The organism is Saccharopolyspora dendranthemae (genome assembly GCF_007829955.1).
Taxonomy (GTDB): Bacteria; Actinomycetota; Actinomycetes; order Mycobacteriales; family Pseudonocardiaceae; genus Saccharopolyspora; species Saccharopolyspora dendranthemae.
In genome coordinates, this window is the sequence record NZ_VIWX01000002.1 from 658,320 (window position 1) to 676,517 (window position 18,198).

Consider the following 18,198-nt stretch of genomic DNA (forward strand, 5'->3'; position numbering starts at 1 on the left):
GCCCGCGACCGCGCGTCGGGTGGGGTGGGGTGATCGGCTCCGCTACTTCGGTGCGGTGTACGGGCCGAGCCCGGGGGCGATGATGCCGGCCGTGCGCGTCAGCTCGGCGGCGATGTCTCCGAGGCGGTCCTCGGTGACCCGGATCGACGGGCCCTGGACGGCGATCGCCGCCACCGCGGTCTCGCCCCGCAGAACCGGGACGGCGATCGCGCGGACGCCGGGGTTGCGCTCCTCGTCGTTGATGGCCCAGCCGCGTTGCCGCACCAGTTCCAGCTCGGCCTTGAGCTTCTTGGCCTGAGTGATCGAACGGTCGGTGACGCGCGGGAGGCTGCCGAGGCTCTCGACCTGGTCGTCGATCTCGCCGACGCAGGCGAGCAGGCACTTCCCCATGGCCGACACGTGCAGCGGCACGGTGGTCCCGGCGGGCTGGTCGAAGCGCAGCGGCTGCGGTGAGGGTACGTGCAGCGCGACGTGGACGTCGTTTCCCGCACGGATGCCCAGGTTGATGGATTCGCCTGTGGTGGCGGACAACTCGCGCAGCGCGGGCAGCGCGCGATCGTACCCGAGGCGTTGTGCGGCCTTCTCGCCGAGCGCTACCAGCGCCGGGCCGAGCTGGTAGCGCTCGGTGATCGGGTCCTGGGCGAGGAGTCCGCGGTCGGCCAGGGTTTTCGCCATCCGGTGCGCGGTGCTGATGGTGAGTGCCGTCTGGCGTGCCAGTTCGGTGATGCCGAGCGGTTCTCCGCTCTCCTCGAGGGCGCGCATCACCCTCAACGCGCGCTCGACGGCCTGTGCTCCGGTCCTCGCCGGAGGAGAAGTCTCCTCGCTCACGGTGGGAATCCTGGCACACGTGCCCTCACGAGGCATCGGTGCGCTGCCCGACGCCGTGACGGCGCGCACTCGGGATCCCACGATGTGAAATTCCACCCCACGTCGTTCAAGCGGCGGATCTGACCGGCCTGCGACATCGCCGCAGCTCAACGCGTGATCGCCCAGCAGGCTCGGCGGCATCCCGCTCGTGCTGGACCTGGCGTAGCTCGTGCTCGGCTGAGGGCGGTCACTCCGACTGCGGGTCGGGTTCGGCGAAATCGGTGCGTTCGAGCGTCAGGGAGACCACGACGCCCGCGATCAGGCCCCAGAAGGCCGCGTTGATGTTGAGCGGGTGCACTCCGGAGACCGTCACGAGGAACGCGATGAGCGCGCCGAAGCTGAAGCGCGACCGGAACGCGGTGACGAAGGCGCCCTGCAACGCGCGCAACATCGCCAGGCCGCCGAGCACGGCGATGAACGCCGGAGGCGTCGCCAGCATGAAGCGCACCAGGGCCGGTGCGAACAGCCCCACCACGATCGCCCCGAGCCCGCACACGATGCCCGCGGTGTACTGGCGGGAGCGCTCGCAGGAAGCCACCAGCAGCGCGTTCGTCGGCCCGGCCAGGCAGGTCGTGACCGCACCCACCGCGGCCATCGGCAACGACCAGAGCCCGCACAGGATCGCTGCGACGTTGGTCGGCGGCTCGTGGCCGGCCTGCTCCAGCACCGCGACGCCCTGACCGTTCTGGACCACCAGGACGGTGATCGCCAGGGGCACGACGAGCTCCACGATCGCCCGCCACGAGAACACCGGTGCCTGGAGCAGCGGCTGCGCGAGCCACGCGCCCTCCTCCAGCTGGAAGCGGCCGGACGCGGCGACGGTGAGCGCACCGGCGAGCAGCGCGCCGAGGATGGGCGGCATCAGCCGACCGGCCCTCGGGAAGGCGGTCAGCGCGACGAAGACGATGACCATCGGGACGGCGAGGCCGACGTCCGCGCCCGTGGCGCTGACGAGATCGAGCCCGAAGTGCAGGAACACGCCCGCGACCATCGCCATCACGATGGGCATGGGCAGGGCGGACATGATCCTGCGGACCCAGCCGGTCAGTCCGATCGCGAGGATGAGCAGCGCGGTGACGACGAACGCGCCGAGCACTTCGGGCCACGTCAGGTGGTTCAGCGAGGAGCCGACCACGACGGTTCCCGGGATCGTCCAGAAGAAGCACAGCGGTTGCCGGTACACCCAGGACGCGAGGGCGGTGAGCACGCCGTTGAGGAAGAACACCCCGAACACCCACGACGCCAGCTGGGCCGAGCCGAGTCCGCCCTGGGTGCCCGCGGAGAGGATCACGGCGATGGGGCCGGTGGCGGAGAACACCAGCCCGACGATCCCGCCCGCTGCCGACGATCCGCTGAGGTCCCGCAGCACCCGGTGCGGCCGGGTGGCGGGGGAGCCGGGGCGTTCGAACCGCCCTCGTCCGGTCGTCCTCTCGGTGTCGGCCTCGTCCAGCGTGCTGGTCAAGATCCCCCCTCAGACAGGAAGATGCCGGGTGCCCACGATCGGCACCCGGCATCCGGCGATCGAAAAACGGTGTGTGGAGCGGCGGCTCAGTCCGCGATCTTGGACGGGTGCACCGCCAGCGGGGAGACCTCGATGTCCATGTACGGGAACAGCGGCAGGCCGGACAGCAGCGCGTGCAGCTCGTCGTGGTCGGCGACGTCGAGCACCGAGAAGTTCGCGTACTCGCCCGCGATCCGCCAGATGTGCGGCCACTTGCCCTCACGTTGCAGCTTCTGGCTGTAGGCCTTCTCGCGAGCGAGGAGGTCCGCTCGTTCCTCCGGATCCATGTCCGGCGGCAGGTTCACGTCCATGCGGATGTGGTAAAGCACGAGAGTGTCTCCTGTGGACTGTTGGGGGTTCTTCAGGTCGCGGCCGGGTCCAGGACGAATCCGTAGTCGATGGCCTCGCCACCGTCGACCCGCTTGGGGTCGAGCATCAGCTCGGGCTTGACCGCGGAGGCGATGTCGTCGTCGTTGTGCGCGTCACCCGGGAAGTACAGCTGGGCGGTCAGCTGCTCGTGGCCCGGAGCGGAGACCTTGACGTGCAGGTGCGCCGGGCGCCAGGCGTGCCAACCGGCCGCGGCGATGAGCTTGCCGCAGGCCCCGTCGGTCGGGATCTGGTACGGCGCAGGACGAACCGTGCGGATCTCGAAGTTGCCGTCGGCATCGGCGGTGAACGACGCGCGCAGGTTCCACTCCGGGATGCCCGGTGCGAACTGCGAGTAGTAGCCGTCGGCGTCGGCGTGCCACAGCTCCACCTTCGCCCCGGCCAGCGCCGATCCGTCGGTGGAGGTGACGCGGCCCTTCCAGGTCAGCGGAGTCCCGGGCTCGTCGTCCCGGATCGGCACCGACCCGCTCGCGCCCTGCTCGGGGGCGTCCGGGACGTAGTAGGGGCCTTCGATGGTGCCCTTGTTGCCCTCGCGGTGTTCGGTGGCGACGTCCTCCACGACGTGCTCCACCCAGACGTCGAGGAACAGCGGCCACTCGCCGTCTTCGCCGACGCTGATCAGCCACGCCTTGAGGGCGTTGAACTCGTCGTAGGTCACCTTGTGCTCGCGGATGGTGGAGTGCACGGCGTCGAGCACCGAGCGGGCGAGCAGGCTGACCCGCTCCGGCGGTGTGTCCGACACGCCGGAGGGCTTGTCGCTCTTGAACCGCTCGGTCGCGCTGGCTCCGGAAGCGGCGGCGGTGGCCGAGTCGTGTGCGGTGGTCATGGAATCCTCCTTGATTCGTGGTGGGCGGTGGATCAGCGATCCGAGCGGTAGTGCCGGAGCTTGTCGGGATCGATCTCGGCACCGAGGCCGGAGCCGGGGCGGACGGTGAGTTCACCGTCGCTGATGCGCAGCGGCTCGGCCAGCAGGTCGTCGCTCATGGCGAGGAAGTTGGACAGCTCGCCGGCGCGGTGCGAGGTCAGCCGGTAGGCGGCGCCGAAGGCCACGCTGCACAGCGAACCGAGCTGGCCGTCGATCTGGTTGCCCATCACGACCTCCAAGCCCAGACCTTCGGCGAGGTGCTGGGTGCGCTGGGAACCGGTGAACCCGGTGCGCGCGGTCTTGATGCTCAGCGCGGTGGCCGACCCGCCGAGGATCTCGCGGGTGACGTCGGCCGGGGTGACGGCGGATTCGTCGGCGATGAAGGGCACGTCGAGCTGCTGCACCAGCCACCGGCGTCCCAGCACGTCGTCGGCCGGGCACAGCTCCTCGGCGAAGAGCAGGTCGAGGTCGGACATCTCCTTCATCGCGCGCGCCGACTCGGCGGCCGTCCAACCGCGGTTGCCGTCGACGTAGAGCTCGGCGCCGCTGCCCAGGTTCTCGCGCAACGCGCGCACCACGGCGGTGTCCAGGGAGACCGGGCGTCGCCCGACCTTGACCTTGAACGTCGTGATCCCGTGGGTGTCGCGCATCATCTCGGCCTCGGCGACCATCGCGGCCGGTTCGTCGAAGCCGAGCATGTGGGAGACCTGCATCCGGTCGGTGTACCCGCCGAGCAGCTCGGTCACCGAGACGTCGAGGCTGCGGCCCAGCGCGTCCCACATGGCCATGTCGATCGCCGACTTCGCCGTCGGGTTGCCCACGGTGCGGTTGAGCCGCTCGTGGGCGACCTCCCGCTCCACCAGGCTCAGGCCGATGAGCTGCGGCGCGAAGATCGATTCGATCACCGCGATGATCCCCGCCTGGGTCTCGCCGTAGGTGAACGGCCGCGGCGGCGCTTCGGCCACCCCGACGATCCCGTCATCGGTGCGCACCCGGACCAGCACGTGCTCGGCGGTGTGCACCTCGCCGGAGGCGAAGCGCAGGGGCTTGCTGTAGGGGATGGCGAATGGGATCGCCTCGACCTGGGTGATCTTCATCGATGGACCTCTGCTGTTGGTCTGGCCGACGGGAAGACGCCCTCGAGAGCGGCGAGGGCGCTTGCGACGACGGGTGATTCGGTGCCGCGGAGCCACGCCAGGGCGAGCTCGACCGTCGCCGCGCCCGCCAGGTCGCGGAACACGACGCCGGCGAGCGGGAGCGAACGGGCCGAGGCCGGCACCACGCCGACCCCCAGGCCTCCGGCGACCAGCGCGAGCAGCGCGGCGGTGCCGGGTGCCTCGTGCTCCAGTGCGGGGGTGAACCCGGCCTCGCGGCAGCTGCCGATGACCGCCTCCTGCACGACCGAGTTGCGCGGGCTGTAGGCCACCAGCGGCTCGGTGCGCAGGTCGGTCATCGACACGATGGGCTCGACGGCCAGCCGGTGGTCGGCCGGGACCGCCAGGATCAGCGGTTCCACCTCGATGACCCGGAAGTCGATGTCCTCACCGGTCACCGGCGGGCGCAGCACCCCGACGCCGAGGTCGCCGGTGCGCAGCTGCTCGCACTGGTCGGCGGTGAGCAGGTCGGCGCGGACCTCCAGCTCCACGTTCGGCACCCGCTGGGCGAGCGCTCGGGCCAGGTGCGGCAGGTGCGAGAAGGCGGCCGTGCCGGTGAACCCGACCCGGAGGAGACCGAGCTTGCCGTCCCCGATGCGCTGCACGCCGCGCACCCCGTCGTTCAGCGTCCCCAGGACCCGATGCGCCTCGGCCAGGAAGAACTCACCCGCCGGAGTGATGCGGACCTGCCTCGTCGTGCGCGCCAGCAGGGTCACCCCCAGCTCCTTCTCGAGCTGGCGGATCGTCTGCGACAGCGCCGGCTGCGCGACGCGCAGCTGCTCGGCCGCCCGAGCGAAGTGGAGCGTCTCGGCGACGGTGACGAAGTAGCGCAGGTGCCTGAGCTCCATGGCTCGCCCTCCTCCCAGTCCCTGTCGCCGATTTCTTCACGATAGGAAGCGAAGTGATCGAGAACAAAGACCTGATTCCGGTCGATTGATAAGTCAGCCTTATGAATCGCACCCTAGGTCAGAGCTAGGCACTTGTCCGGTGTGACCGGCGACACGAGCTGTCATCGTTCTCTGCCAAGCCACGGCGGCACAACGCCGCCGAAGGCCCGATCAGAGCCGATCCGCGCCGCTGGAGGACCCCATGAGCGAGATGCTGGAGCACGTGTCCGCGGTCGTCGCCGACGCCGTCGTCGAGGACCCCGAGGCCGGCGTGTACCGCGCCAACCGGCGGATCTTCACCGACGAGGAGATCTTCGAACTCGAGATGAAGCACATCTTCGAGGGCAACTGGATCTACCTCGCCCACGAGAGCCAGCTGCCGAACACCGGTGACTACTTCACCACCTACATCGGCCGGCAGCCGGTGATGATCACTCGCGACAAGGACGGCGAGCTGCACTGCCTGATCAACGCCTGCGCTCACCGCGGCGCGATGATCTGCCGCCGCAAGACGGACAACCGCACCACCCTGACCTGCCCGTTCCACGGCTGGACGTTCCGCAACGACGGCAAGCTGCTCAAGGTCAAGGACCCCGACGGCGCCGGCTACCCGGACAGCTTCGACACCGACGGGTCGCACGACCTGACCAAGGTCGCCCGGTTCGACTCCTACCGCGGGTTCCTGTTCGGCAGCCTCAACCCGGACGTGAAACCGCTGGCGGAGCACCTCGGCGACACCACGAAGGTCATCGACATGCTCGTCGACCAGTCGCCCGACGGGCTCGAAGTGCTGCACGGCGCGTCGTCCTACACCTACGACGGCAACTGGAAGGTGCAGGCGGAGAACGGTGCCGACGGTTACCACGTGACCGCCACGCACTGGAACTACGCGGCCACCACCTCGCGCCGCAACACCGGCGAGTCGAAGAACAGCACCAAGACCCTCGACGCGGGCAGCTGGGGCAAGTCCGGTGGCGGGTACTGGTCCTACCCGAACGGGCACCTGTGCCTGTGGACCTGGGCCGGCAACCCGCAGGACCGGCCGCTGTGGCCGCGCATGGAGGAGCTGAAGGACGAGTTCGGCGAGGCCAAGGGCGAGTTCATGGTCCGCGGATCCCGCAACCTGTGCCTGTACCCGAACGTGTACCTGATGGACCAGTTCTCCACCCAGATCAGGCACTTCCGGCCCATCGCGCCGGACGAGACCGAGGTCACCATCTACTGCATCGCCCCCAAGGGGGAGAGCGCGGAGTCCCGGGCGTGGCGGATCCGCCAGTACGAGGACTTCTTCAACGCCTCCGGCATGGCCACCCCCGACGACCTGGAGGAGTTCCGCTCCTGCCAGCTCACCTTCCGCGCGACGGCCGCGCCGTGGAACGACATGAGCCGCGGTGCTGAGCACTGGCTGACCGGACCCGACGAGGTCGCCGAAGCGCTCGACATGCAGGGCGTCATCTCCGCGGGCCAGAAGAACGAGGACGAGGGGCTCTACCCCGTCCAGCACGGCTACTGGCGGGAGGTCATGCGGGCCGCCATCGAGTCCGAACGAGGCGGCACCTCCGACGACTCCGCCGTGTCCCCGTCCACCACCGCGTGAGGAGCTTCCCGATGACCATCGCCGCCACCACCGAGAACGGTTCCGCCGACGCGAGGACCGGCAAGCCGATCACGCAGCAGGACATCGAGCAGTTCCTCTACCGGGAGGCTCGCTACCTCGACGACCGCGAGTTCGAGAAGTGGTTGGAGTGCTACGCCGACGACGTCGTCTACTGGATGCCCTCCTGGGGCGACGACGACCTGCTGTCCGCGGACCCGCAGACCTCGATCTCGTTGATCTACTACCCCAACAAGGGCGGGCTGGAGGACCGCGTCTTCCGCATCCGCACCGAGCGCTCCAGCGCGACGTCGATCCCGGAACCGCGCACCAGCCACAACATCAGCAACGTCGAGCTGATCGAACGCCGTGGTGACCTCGTCGACGTCCGTTTCAACTGGCACACCATGTACTTCCGGTACAAGACCGTGGACGCGTACTACGGGACGTCGTTCTACACCATCGACTTCTCCGGACCGGCGCCGCTGATCCGTCGGAAGACCGTGGTGCTCAAGAACGACTACATCCACCACGTCGTCGACGTCTACCACATCTGAGCGAGGCCGTCATGACCCACCAAGTCGCACTGTCCTTCGAGGACGGTGTCACCCGGTTCATCACGTGCGACCCCGACCAGACCGTGGCCGACGCGTCCTACCGGCAGCGCATCAACATCCCGCTGGACTGCCGCGACGGAGCCTGCGGCACGTGCAAGGCGCTCTGCGAGTCCGGCGACTACGACGGCGGCACCTACATCGACGACGCGCTGACCGCCGACGAGGCCGAGCGCGGTTACGTGCTGCCGTGCAGCATGACCCCGAAGACGGACCTGGTGCTGCAGATCGCCAGCACCTCGGAAGTCGCCAAGACCAGCGCGGCGAGCTACTCGGCGACGATCGCTGATCTGCAACGGCTTTCGCCCACCACCGTGGCGCTCACCCTGGAAACCCCCGAGCGCGACCACCTGGCGTTCCTGCCCGGCCAGTACGTCAACATCGCGGTGCCGGGCACCGAGGAGTCGCGGTCCTACTCCTTCAGCAGCGCGCCCGCCGACAAGAGGCTGACCTTCCTGATCAAGCTCTCTCCCGGTGGCGTGATGTCGGACTACCTGACGGAGCGGGCGAATCCCGGTGACGAGCTGACCTTCACCGGGCCGCACGGCAGCTTCTTCCTCCGGGAGGCGGAACGACCCGTGCTGCTGCTCGCCGGTGGCACCGGGCTGGCGCCGGTCCTGTCGATCCTGCGGACCATGCGCGCCGCGGGATCGACTCGGCCCGCGCACCTCGTCTACGGCGTCACGACCGACGACGACCTCGTGGAGTTCGAGGCGCTGCGCGAACTCGACGAGGAGCTGGAGAACTTCACCTGGGACTACTGCGTCGCGGACCCGGGCAGCCAGGCGCCTCACAAGGGCTACGTCACCACGCTCATCGGCGACGAGCACCTCCACGACGGCGATGTCGCGGTCTACCTCTGCGGCCCGCCGCCGATGGTCGAAGCCGTGCGCAAGCACTTCGGCGACGACGGGTTCCAGCCGACCGGGTTCTACTACGAGAAGTTCGCGCTCGCGGCGCCCAGCGGCGCGCAGCCCGCTGACGAAGCCCCGGCAGCACCGGAGGTCGTCCCGGAGCCGGAGCCCACCGAGCCCGAACCGGCGGAACCGGAACCCGTGGCCGCCGAACTCGGTTCCGAGACCGGAGCCGGGGCGAGCCGGGCGGTGGCCGGGCAGACCGTCTTCCCCGCGACGACGGCCGCGCCCCTGCGCGCCGGTTCGCCTCGTGCGGAGGAGGAGGAGAGCGCCACCGCGCGCGCGATCGCCGGCCAGACGATCTGGCCCGGTGGGGGCGGGACCCACGTCCTCGACCCCGGTGAACCGATGATCGGCGATGCCGGGGCCCGGTCGATCGCGGGCCAGGAGGTCCTGCCGGCCCGGGATGACATCGCGGCGCTGACCGAGCCCGAACCCGCGCCGTCGCCGGGGTGCTACGAGATCGGCGAGGAACACCCCTCGGTGCACGAGTCGGACGCCGTTTTCGAGGCCCGGAGAGCCCTGGAGCTGGGCGCCGTCGACATCACCCTCGGCCGGCTCACCTCCCAGCAGCTCGCCGGGTACCGGTTGCTGGCGGAGTCGACCGTGCCCTACGTGGACGGCGACCGGTTCGTCGACGCCGCGGCCTACACGGAGTCCAACGCCGCGTTCCACGAGTACCTGTTCACCCTCACCGGCAACGAGCACCTCCTGAAGGCCTACCGCGCGCTCGGCATCAAGGGCCACATGGAGACGACCCTGCGCAACGCGACGTGGTGCCATCCGCGCTGCACGCAGGACCACCTCGACATCGTCAGCGCCTTCGAAGCGGGCGACCGCGTCACCGCCCGGCGTCTGATCGCCGAGCACTCCGATCGCTCGAAGACCACGACGCGGCGGGCGATGTCGGAGGCGGACGCCGCGAAGCGGCCGCGCTTCGTCACCCCGGGCCGGTTCGCGGGCAAGGTCGTCGTGGTCACCGGTGCGGCCCAGGGGATCGGTGAGCACGTGGCCCGCAGGATCGCGGCCGAAGGCGGCTCGCTCGTGCTGGCCGACCGCTCGGACATCATCGAAGGCTTGGCCGGGGAACTGCCCGGCGAAGCGATTCCGGTGCTGGCCGATCTGGAGACCGCCGTGGGCGCCCAATCGGTGGTGGACGCGGCGCTGGCCCGGTTCGGGCGCATCGACGTGCTGATCAACAACGTCGGCGGGGCGATCTGGTTCAAGCCGTTCACCGAGTTCACGCCGGACCAGATCGAGGCCGAGATCCGCCGCTCGCTGATGACGACCCTGTACTCGTGCCACGCCGCCCTGCCGGCGATGGCGGAACGGGGGAGCGGCGTGATCGTCAACGTCTCCTCGGCGGCCACGCGCGGGATCCACCGGATCCCGTACTCGGCGGCCAAGGGCGGCATCAACGCGATCACGGCCTCGCTGGCGTTCGAGTGCGCCGATTCGGGCGTGCGGGTGGTCGCCGCCGCGCCGGGCGGTACCGACGCGCCGCCGAGGCGGATCTCCCGGGGTGGCGAGCCCTTGGAAACCGACGAGCAGCGCGCCTGGTTCCAGGCCCACATCGACCAGACCGTGGGCACGTCGCTGATGAAGCGCTACGGCACGCTGGACGAGCAGGCCGCGGCGATCACGTTCCTGGCGTCCGAGGAAGCCTCCTACATCACCGGGACGGTGCTGCCGGTCGCCGGCGGCGACCTCGGTTGATGGGCTCCCACGGGTCTCGTCGGCGTCCCGGTGCGGCGCTCCGCCCCCGCACGACGCGGGGAGCGGACCGCCGTGCTCACGCCGCACCTGATTCGTCGCTGCTCGAGCCATGCGTCATGGTGGACGAGCAGGTAGCGGCTACCGCGCTCCTGGTCGGCAACGATCGTGAGGTGGACGTGACGAGAGCGGCGGGTTCGCTGATCGGGCGAGCGGAGCTGGTGGCGGGTCTGGAGCAGAGCCTCCGGGCGGGGTCCGGCTGCTTCGTCCTGCTCGCCGGTCCCGCCGGGATCGGCAAGTCCGCGGTCGCCCACCACCTCCTGAGGCGCGGTGAAGGGCCGCGCCATCGGCTCACCGCAGCGCCCTGGGAGGCCGATCGCCCGTACGCCCTGCTCTCCCAAGGTTTTCCGGGACTGGCGACCTCCCATCCCCTGGACACCGCCACGGGCTTGGCCGGACGACTGGACCTGGACACCCTGCTGGTCATCGACGATGCGCACTTCGCCGACCTGGAATCGCTGCAGACCCTGGCCTCGACCCTGCGCCATCACCCCGAGAAGCGGCTCCGGGTGCTGGCGACGGCCACCACCGGCGAGCTCCGAGCGGACCCGGCGGTGCTCGACCTGCTGCCGCGGATCGCGACCGACAGGCCCCGGATCCCGCGGCTGGACGCCCAGCAGATCAGCGAGCTGGCGGCGTCCTACGGAGTCGCGCTGCACCCGTCGATGGCGGGGAGGTTGCTGCGCCACACCGCCGGCCGCCCGAAACCGGCGGTGGAACTGCTCTCCGAGCTGCCCCGGGCCATCTGGTCCCAGTTCGACCCGACGCTCCCGGCTCCGGCTGCCGTCGACACCCGTGTTCGGCGGGCGCTCGCGGAGTGCTCACCGCTGGTCCGGCGGTTCGCCGAGGCGACGGCCGTCCTCGGCACCGACACGCCGGTGCGGGACGTGATGATCCTGGCCGAACTCGACGCGGACCCGCTGGCGATGCTGGACGCGGCAGCCGAGGCGGGACTCGTGGAACCGGCCCCGCGCGGGCTCACCCAGGTCAGCCCGCCCGATCAGCTGGTGCGTGCGGCCGTGCTGAGCGGTCTCGGCCCCGCGAGACGCGCCGATCTGCAGCGCCGCGCGTCGGAGCTCGTCGACGATCCGGTCCGGTCGCTGCGCCTGCTGGTCGCGGCCAGTCCCGTTCCCGACGCGGCGGTCGCCGAGCGGCTGGACGCCCTGGCCCGCGAACGCGCCGCCGGGGGCGCGTGGGGCACGGCGGCCACACTGCTGCGCGACGCCAGCCGGCTCACCGACGACCCGCAGCAACGGCAGTCCCGGATCACCCGTGCCGTCGACGCCCTGATCGGCGCGGGTGACGTCTTCCGCGCGGCAGCGCTGGTCCCGGAGGTGGAGAGCCTGCGCGAAACACCGCTCCGCGACGCCGTTCTCGGCTACCTCGCGGTCGTGCGCGGTCGTTCGGCGGAAGCCGGCACGCGGCTCGGCCGCGCCTGGGACATCGTGAGCGCGGAACGTGAACCCGAGACGGCGGCGATCGTGTGCCAGCGCTACGTCCTGGACGCCCTCGCCCGCTACGACGGGGGCGACCTCGTGCGGTGGGCAGATCGCGCGATCGAGCTGGGCGATGCCGCGACGCCGCCGGCCGTGGAAGCCGCGGCGATCCGCGGGCTGGGGCTGGCGGGGATCGGACGAGCGAAGCAGGCGCGCCGCGACTACGAGCAGTTGACCGGCAGGCTGGGGCACGGGGCTCAGGCGCAGCGCGCGATGTTGGCGCGCGGCTGGCTCAACCTGATCACCGACCGGATCGACGACGCCCGCATCGACCTCGAGAGCTCAGTCCCCACCAGCTACCTCGGCGGTTCGGCCCGGATCTCGCTGTGGGCGCGCGCGTGGCTGGCGCGCACGCAGTTCCTCACCGGGGAGTGCGACGCCGCCTTCGCGACCGTTCGCGAGGCCTTGGAGCTGCAGGAGAGCACCGGCATCCTGCTGACCGGTCCGCTGCTGCTGTGGACCGCGGCGGGAGTGCACGCGCTGCGCGGCGAGTGGTCCGCCGCCGAGGACGTGCTGGTGCGCTGCGACACGGGCGCGAGCGACTACCAGATCATGCGGGTTCCGAGCCTGCTCGCGCGCGCCCACGTCGCCGAGGCGCGCGCCGATTCGGCCGGGGTCGTGCGGGCGCTCTACCCGCTCACCCGGTCCACCCAGCCCTCCAGCGTCGACGAGCCCGGGCACTGGCCCTGGCACGACATGTACGCCACCGCGCTGGTGCTGCTCGGGCGCCTCGACGAAGCGGACGACTTCCTCGTGCCGCACGAGAAGCTCGCGCTCAAGCGCGACCACCGCACGGCGAGGGCCCGGCTCTGCGCCGCCCGCGGTCGCCTGCACGGTGTGCGCGGCGACGTCACCGCCGCGACCGCGTCCTTCGAGGAGGCGCTGGAGCTGATCAGCGCGCTACCCGTCCGCTACGACCAGGCCCGCATGAACTTCAGCTACGGCCAGACCTTGCGGAGGCTCGGGCGTCGCGCCCGCGCCGACGTCGCGCTCACCACCGCCCGCGACGGGTTCGCCGCGATGGGAGCGACCACCTACGTGGAACGGTGCGACCGCGAGCTGAAAGCGGGTGGCGTGCACGCCACCCGCTCGGACTCGACGCTGACCCCGCAGGAGGACGCGGTGACGCGGCTGGTCGCGCGAGGTCTGTCCAACAAGGAGGTCGCGGCGGAGCTGTACCTGTCGAGCAAGACCGTGCAGTACCACCTCACCCGGATCTACGCGAAGCTCGGCATCCGCTCGCGCACCGAGCTCACCGCCCGGCACATCGCGGCTCTCGAAGCGGAAACCGAGGACTGAGCAACTTCGAAAGGGTCTCGCTGACAGGGTGTTTCGCGGGGCAGGTGGTCCGTCTTGGCCGAGCGCGGTTCCCCGGCGACGGGGGCGCCCCTGCGATGCGTGGTACGAATGGCGATGACCGAGGTGCTCGCGTGCGCGCAGCTTCGCGAGCCCGGTTCGCAGCAGTCCTTCGAACGAGAGGAACGAGCGCGATGAGCGACCAGACACCGGAACCCGATGTCGAGCAGCTGACGATCTGGCGCAACGTGCTGGATGCCCTGGGACAGCTCAACGCGGCCTGGGAGAACGCCGTGGATTCCTCGGCTCAGGACGACGGTGGAGCGGGAGCGCTTCCGAGCTTCCCCGACGAGTTGGTGGTCTCCCTCGCGAACGCGGGTGAGAAGGGCGCCCGCGCCCTGACCGGTATCGCCCGTGCCCTCGACGAGCGCTCGGAGCACGACTTCTCGGAGGTCGTCGAGTCCCAGGAGGACGTGGAAGGCCGTTGGGAGAGCTCGCGCGACCGGGTCAGCGGGCCGAACGCGAGCTGAGGCGCGCTAGGACGCGCGGAGAACTGATCGCGGCTGCCTTCGCCCGGTTCGCCGGACGAAGGCAGCCGCGTGTGGTGTCAGGAGGCCAGCGAAGCCGAGAGTGAGATCGTCGTGCCCGTCAGCGCCTGGCTCACCGGGCAGTTCGCCTTGGCGTCCTCGGCGGCCTTGACGAAGGCGTTCTCGTCGACTCCAGGCACCTCGCCTCGCACCGTCAGGTGGATGCCGGTGATCCCGTCGCCGGGCTTGAAGGACACCTCCGCGTGCGTTTCGAGCTTGGTGGGCGGGGTGCCCGCCTGGCTGAGGCCGTTCGAGAGCGCCATGGAGAAGCAGCTGGAGTGCGCGGCGGCGATCAGCTCCTCGGGGCTGGTCTTGCCGTTGGGCTCCTCCGCGCGGGACGGCCAGGAGACCGGGTACTGCCCGACTCCGGAGGAGTCCAGAGCTACCTCGCCGGTGCCCTCCAGCAGCGTGCCCTGCCAGACGGTGTGCGCGGTGCGCGTAGTGGCCATGCCGGTTCCTTCCTCGTCGAACGCTGAGGCACTGCGCTCGCCGCAGCGCCACCCAGCATCCGACCACACCTGACCGCCTCACGCCCAACACGTGGCGCGGGGGAACGCGAATTCGTCTCCGATGCCGTGGTCAGACCCGTCGTGCGGGGAGTCGGCTCGCGACCGCGCGAGCGTGCCGCATCGTGGTGGTCCTCGCGGCCGGCCACCGGGCGCAAGATCAGTCCACAGTGGAGTCAGTGGGCGCGCGGTGCCGCCGGGCAGCTGTGAGCTCGGGCCGGCGTCACTTGATCAGCCGGAGGACGTCGCGGAACGCGGGGTTGTCGCTGTCGTGGAGCCACTCGAACATGACCATCTCCGCGGTGACCACGTCGACCCCGTGCGCCCGCATCCGGTCCAGAGCGCGTTCGCGGTCGGGCTCCGAGCGGCTGCCCACGGCGTCGGCCACGACAGCGACCTCCCGTCCGCTCGCGCGCAGGGCGAGCGCTGTCTGCAGGACGCAGACGTGGGCCTCGCACCCGGCGATGATCACGGTCCCGTCGCCGGGGTCGATCTCAGCGCCGAAGCTCGTCTTGAGCTCCGCCGGGCGGGGGAGCAGGTTCGCGATGTCGGCGACAGTTGCTCCCAGACCCGCCGGGTTCTGCTCGGTCGCGCGGACGTCGACGCCGAGGAGCCCGGCGGCGCGGATCAGCCGCGTGGTCTTGTCCAGCACGGCGTCCGCAGAGGCGATCGCCGGCATCAGGCGCTCTTGGAGGTCGACGACGAGCAGCACCGAGTCGTCGGCACGCAGCAACGGCATGAGAATTCCCTGGTGGAGGCTGGTGGGGCGAGTCTACGCGGCCGTCCAGGGCGGTCAGCCCTTCTCGCCCCCGGAGGTCGTGTCGTCGCGGCTGCGCAGGATCTTCCACAGGACCGCGGCGAGGGCGATGAGCGTGAGGGCGAGCAGCACGGAGGTGTTGGAGACGCCGGCGATGATCTGCTGGAGCCACGCCTGAACCGCGAACTGGGTGTCCACATCGGTCAGACCGCCGAGGTTCGCGGTGCCCTCGGTGAGGACGAACATCAGGCCGATGACCACAAAGACGAGTCCGGAAATGATGTTGGTGGCGTGCAGGCGAAGCGGGCCGATCGCGACCTCGCGCCCGCGCAACCACGCCCGCTGCCCGAGCCGGAACCGCTCCCAGAGCAACGCCAGCAGGAACAGCGGGAACGCCATGCCGAGGGCGAAGACGGCGAGCAGGATCGCGCCGTAGACCGCTTGGCCCCCGGCGGCCGAGACCGTGAGCACGCTGCCCAGCAGCGGTCCGGCGCAGAACCCGGCCAGGCCGTAGACGGCGCCGAGCGCGTAGACCGAGAGCCCCGAGGCGATGCGGATCCGGCCGGTCAGCTGCTGGGCGGCGCTGAATCCGAAGCCCTTGCCCGAGATCTGCAGGATCCCCAGGCCGATCAGGACCAGTCCGCTGACCAGGGTCAGGGTCGTGCGGTGCTGGGTCAGCAGCGCCCCGAAGAACCCCGCGGCGGCGCCGAGCGGAACCAGCGTGGTGGCCAGCCCGAGGTAGAAGACGGCGGTTCTGGCGACCAGCTTGCCGACACCGTCGAAGGCGTAGGCGAAGAAGGACGGCAGCAGCATCGCCGAGCACGGGCTGATCAAGGTGAGCAGCCCGCCGAGGAACGCTCCCAGCAGCCCGATCTCGCTCATCCCGCTTCGGCCTTCGCCTGGTCGATGATGGCCGCGAACTGCTCCAGCGGCTGGGCTCCGAGGATCGGCTCACCGTTGACCACGAAGGTCGGGGTGCTCGACACGCCGATCTGCGAGCCCTCGGTGGCGTCGGCCTGAATGGCGGAGAACGTGGCGGGGTCGTTCATGTCGGCTTCGAACTTCGCGATGTCGGTGATCCCGACCCGCCCGGCGTAGTCGACCAGCTTGTCGTGGGGGAGGGCCGGGTGGCCCTTCTCCGGGGCGTCCGCGTAGATCGCGCCGGTGTACTCCCAGAACTTGCCCTGGGCGGCTGCGGCGCGGCCTGCCTTCGCGGCTTCCAGCGACTCCTCACCGAAGATCGGGAAGTCCCGCCACTCCAGGCGCAGAACGCCCGCGTCGACGTAGCGCTTGATGAGCTCGGGTTCGATGTCCCGGGAGAACTTGGCGCAGAACGGGCAGCGGAGCTCCGCGTAGTTGATCATGACGACCGGTGCGTCCGGCCTGCCCAGCGCCAGCGGGTCGTCGGGGGCCCGGCGCGCCAGCTTGGCCAGGGGCTTCTCCTGCGGGGCCTGAGCTGTCGGCTGCTCGTCCGACCCGCCCTGCGTGGCCAGCATCTTGCCCAGCAGGACCGCGGCCACGAGGGCGAGCGCCCCCGCGATTCCGTACAGCAGTTTCCTTTTCGTGCTCGTGCCGCCCACCGGTCTCCACTCTCCTTCGCTCGGGCGCCACGACCCTACCTACGACGAGCTGTAGTAGGTGAGCCGGGACCGGTGAGGTGTGCCATGGACGACCTGCGGAGAGCTCACGGGTACGTGCCCGCAACGGCTGTTGCGGAGAAGCAGTAGAGGAGCACGAGACACGCCACGACACCCACGGCGAGGACCGCCGGGGAAGCGGACGCGATGGCGGCGGCCGCGCACCGCGCGCGCAGGCGACCGCCGGGGGCGGATGAGCCGAGCCAGTGCAGGCGCAGTCGCGTCGATTCACCCGACATCGCCAGCGACGTCGCGGGCACGGCGTCGGCGGTGACCGCGCGCAGGGCTGCGCGGACCGATCTCGGTCCGCACCGCTGGGACGCAGAGGCGTCGGCGGAGAGCTCGACCAGCACGCGCACCGCGGGCGTTGCGGCGCGGAACAGCGGAACGAACGGCAGCGCCTTGGCGAGCGCCGTCACGATCAGCACCAGCGCGTGGTGCCGCCCCGAGAGATGAGCGCGTTCGTGGGCCAGGACCGCCTCCCGGGCCTCGGCGTCGAGCCGTTGGACACCGGTGGTCGCCACGATCGCGCCGCGGCGGCCGCCGACGCTGTAGGCGACGGGCTGGTCCTGGTCCAGCCACAGCACCCGAGAGTCCGGGTCCTCGCGGGAGAGCAGTCGTACGGCGGTCAGGTGCCGTCGGCGCAGCGCGGCATCCTTGCGGACCTGGCTGACGGTGACGACCAGCACGCGCAGCACCGCGATCGTCACCAGCGCCGCGCCGGCGAGCCGGAACAGGTGCTCCCAAGCCGCCGCCTGGCCGTGCACGACGTTGACGCAGCTCTTGGCCATGCCGATGGTGCCGTCGACGGACGCGTTGTTCGGAATCAGCAGCAGCGTCGCTCCTGCGATCGCGGACGCCACCGCCACCAGCGGGGAGGTCACCCAACCGGCCAGCGCGATGCCGGGAGCGACCCGGGGGTGGAGCAGGAGGCGCAGGTAGAGAGGACCGAAGACCGCGATCGCGATCGCTCCCGCGAGCAACCCGATGGCGATCGTCATGGCTGTCCGCGTCCCTTCTCCAGCGCTCGCCGCAGCAGCTCCGACTCGCGCTCGGACACCGAGGCGGCGAAGTGCAGCAGGACCGATTCGGCATCGCCGGAGGAGTCGAGCACCTCGCGGAGCAGGTCCGCGCTCGCCTCTCCCCGCGAGCGTGCGGGCGAGTAGCGGTAGGCGCGCCCGGTCCGGGTGCGCTCCAGCCAGCCCTTGTCGTGCAACCGGTCGAGGACGGTCATGATCGTGGTGTAGGCGAACCGGCGCTCGGGCGGCAGCCGGTCGAGGACGTCGCGCACGCGCAGCGGTGCCTCCGACCGCCACAAGACGTCCATGACCTTGAGTTCCAACTCGCCGAGCCCGTGCATCGC

The 18,198-nt window shown here is 70.6% G+C and carries 17 protein-coding genes; 5 read left to right on the top strand and 12 right to left on the bottom strand.

Annotated features, from left to right (window positions below; translation table 11 throughout):
- Positions 1-42: 42 nt before the first annotated feature.
- The 6 genes from FHU35_RS11805 to FHU35_RS11830 form a co-directional block, all read right to left on the bottom strand.
- Entirely contained in the window at positions 43-828 is a 786-nt protein-coding gene (locus tag FHU35_RS11805; RefSeq protein ID WP_186459389.1) for an IclR family transcriptional regulator, read from the bottom strand.
- 226 nt (positions 829-1,054) lie between these two features.
- Positions 1,055-2,329 carry a benzoate/H(+) symporter BenE family transporter gene (locus tag FHU35_RS11810; protein ID WP_145738546.1) on the bottom strand — a complete coding sequence of 425 codons (1,275 nt, stop codon included), beginning with the start codon at positions 2,327-2,329 and terminating at the stop codon, positions 1,055-1,057.
- A gap of 86 nt (positions 2,330-2,415) precedes the next feature.
- Entirely contained in the window at positions 2,416-2,697 is a 282-nt protein-coding gene (gene catC, locus FHU35_RS11815; RefSeq protein WP_145738547.1) for a muconolactone Delta-isomerase, read from the bottom strand.
- A gap of 32 nt (positions 2,698-2,729) precedes the next feature.
- Positions 2,730-3,581 (bottom strand): catechol 1,2-dioxygenase, encoded by an 852-nt coding sequence (catA, locus tag FHU35_RS11820; RefSeq protein ID WP_145738548.1) that lies wholly within the window; start codon positions 3,579-3,581, stop codon positions 2,730-2,732.
- Positions 3,582-3,613: 32 nt separating this feature from the next.
- Positions 3,614-4,717: a mandelate racemase/muconate lactonizing enzyme family protein gene (locus FHU35_RS11825; protein WP_145738549.1), complete on the bottom strand. Its 1,104-nt coding sequence runs from the start codon at positions 4,715-4,717 to the stop codon at positions 3,614-3,616.
- Positions 4,714-5,622 (bottom strand): LysR substrate-binding domain-containing protein, encoded by a 909-nt coding sequence (locus tag FHU35_RS11830; protein WP_145738550.1) that lies wholly within the window; start codon positions 5,620-5,622, stop codon positions 4,714-4,716. Before FHU35_RS11830 ends, FHU35_RS11825 begins: the two co-directional genes overlap by 4 nt.
- A 241-nt stretch (positions 5,623-5,863) precedes the next feature.
- On the opposite strand from FHU35_RS11830, the gene benA reads away from it, so the two are divergent.
- The 5 genes from benA to FHU35_RS11855 all read left to right on the top strand — a co-directional run bounded on the left by benA (position 5,864) and on the right by FHU35_RS11855 (position 13,878).
- Entirely contained in the window at positions 5,864-7,258 is a 1,395-nt protein-coding gene (gene benA / locus FHU35_RS11835; RefSeq protein WP_145738551.1) for a benzoate 1,2-dioxygenase large subunit, read from the top strand.
- Positions 7,259-7,269: 11 nt separating this feature from the next.
- On the top strand, positions 7,270-7,812 hold the full coding sequence (gene benB / locus FHU35_RS11840; protein ID WP_145738552.1) for a benzoate 1,2-dioxygenase small subunit: 543 nt from the start codon (positions 7,270-7,272) through the stop codon (positions 7,810-7,812).
- Positions 7,813-7,823: 11 nt separating this feature from the next.
- Positions 7,824-10,499, top strand: coding sequence for a benzoate 1,2-dioxygenase electron transfer component BenC (benC, locus tag FHU35_RS11845; RefSeq protein ID WP_145738553.1), 2,676 nt, complete (start codon positions 7,824-7,826; stop codon positions 10,497-10,499).
- Positions 10,500-10,615: 116 nt separating this feature from the next.
- Positions 10,616-13,351 carry a helix-turn-helix transcriptional regulator gene (locus tag FHU35_RS11850; protein WP_145738554.1) on the top strand — a complete coding sequence of 912 codons (2,736 nt, stop codon included), beginning with the start codon at positions 10,616-10,618 and terminating at the stop codon, positions 13,349-13,351.
- A gap of 191 nt (positions 13,352-13,542) precedes the next feature.
- A complete protein-coding gene (locus tag FHU35_RS11855) occupies positions 13,543-13,878 on the top strand; it encodes a hypothetical protein (protein ID WP_145738555.1) in 336 nt (111 codons plus the stop codon).
- Between the two features lie 77 nt (positions 13,879-13,955).
- Here FHU35_RS11855 and FHU35_RS11860 read toward each other — a convergent pair whose 3' ends face one another.
- From FHU35_RS11860 to FHU35_RS11885, 6 genes are all read right to left on the bottom strand, one after another.
- On the bottom strand, positions 13,956-14,384 hold the full coding sequence (locus FHU35_RS11860; RefSeq protein ID WP_145738556.1) for an OsmC family protein: 429 nt from the start codon (positions 14,382-14,384) through the stop codon (positions 13,956-13,958).
- A 280-nt stretch (positions 14,385-14,664) separates the two neighbouring features.
- Positions 14,665-15,180, bottom strand: coding sequence for an isochorismatase family protein (locus FHU35_RS11865; RefSeq protein WP_145738557.1), 516 nt, complete (start codon positions 15,178-15,180; stop codon positions 14,665-14,667).
- Between the two features lie 54 nt (positions 15,181-15,234).
- Positions 15,235-16,080: a cytochrome c biogenesis CcdA family protein gene (locus tag FHU35_RS11870; protein ID WP_145738559.1), complete on the bottom strand. Its 846-nt coding sequence runs from the start codon at positions 16,078-16,080 to the stop codon at positions 15,235-15,237.
- On the bottom strand, positions 16,077-16,778 hold the full coding sequence (locus FHU35_RS11875) for a DsbA family protein (RefSeq protein WP_246110252.1): 702 nt from the start codon (positions 16,776-16,778) through the stop codon (positions 16,077-16,079). Before FHU35_RS11875 ends, FHU35_RS11870 begins: the two co-directional genes overlap by 4 nt.
- Positions 16,779-16,882: 104 nt before the next feature.
- Positions 16,883-17,836, bottom strand: coding sequence for a M56 family metallopeptidase (locus FHU35_RS11880; RefSeq protein ID WP_145738561.1), 954 nt, complete (start codon positions 17,834-17,836; stop codon positions 16,883-16,885).
- Positions 17,833-18,195: a BlaI/MecI/CopY family transcriptional regulator gene (locus FHU35_RS11885; RefSeq protein ID WP_145739936.1), complete on the bottom strand. Its 363-nt coding sequence runs from the start codon at positions 18,193-18,195 to the stop codon at positions 17,833-17,835. Before FHU35_RS11885 ends, FHU35_RS11880 begins: the two co-directional genes overlap by 4 nt.
- Positions 18,196-18,198 lie beyond the last annotated feature (3 nt).

Excerpts from the sequence above, each read along its gene's own strand:
- catA (WP_145738548.1), bottom strand. The coding sequence starts at position 3,581 with ATGACCACCGCACACGACTCGGCCACCGCCGCCGCTTCCGGAGCCAGC.
- FHU35_RS11860 (WP_145738556.1), bottom strand. The coding sequence starts at position 14,384 with ATGGCCACTACGCGCACCGCGCACACCGTCTGGCAGGGCACGCTGCTG.
- FHU35_RS11825 (WP_145738549.1), bottom strand. The coding sequence starts at position 4,717 with ATGAAGATCACCCAGGTCGAGGCGATCCCATTCGCCATCCCCTACAGC.
- FHU35_RS11870 (WP_145738559.1), bottom strand. The coding sequence starts at position 16,080 with ATGAGCGAGATCGGGCTGCTGGGAGCGTTCCTCGGCGGGCTGCTCACC.
- FHU35_RS11855 (WP_145738555.1), top strand. The coding sequence starts at position 13,543 with ATGAGCGACCAGACACCGGAACCCGATGTCGAGCAGCTGACGATCTGG.
- FHU35_RS11880 (WP_145738561.1), bottom strand. The coding sequence starts at position 17,836 with ATGACGATCGCCATCGGGTTGCTCGCGGGAGCGATCGCGATCGCGGTC.
- benB (WP_145738552.1), top strand. The coding sequence starts at position 7,270 with ATGACCATCGCCGCCACCACCGAGAACGGTTCCGCCGACGCGAGGACC.
- FHU35_RS11865 (WP_145738557.1), bottom strand. The coding sequence starts at position 15,180 with ATGCCGTTGCTGCGTGCCGACGACTCGGTGCTGCTCGTCGTCGACCTC.
- benA (WP_145738551.1), top strand. The coding sequence starts at position 5,864 with ATGAGCGAGATGCTGGAGCACGTGTCCGCGGTCGTCGCCGACGCCGTC.
- FHU35_RS11850 (WP_145738554.1), top strand. The coding sequence starts at position 10,616 with ATGGTGGACGAGCAGGTAGCGGCTACCGCGCTCCTGGTCGGCAACGAT.
- benC (WP_145738553.1), top strand. The coding sequence starts at position 7,824 with ATGACCCACCAAGTCGCACTGTCCTTCGAGGACGGTGTCACCCGGTTC.
- FHU35_RS11830 (WP_145738550.1), bottom strand. The coding sequence starts at position 5,622 with ATGGAGCTCAGGCACCTGCGCTACTTCGTCACCGTCGCCGAGACGCTC.
- FHU35_RS11885 (WP_145739936.1), bottom strand. The coding sequence starts at position 18,195 with ATGCACGGGCTCGGCGAGTTGGAACTCAAGGTCATGGACGTCTTGTGG.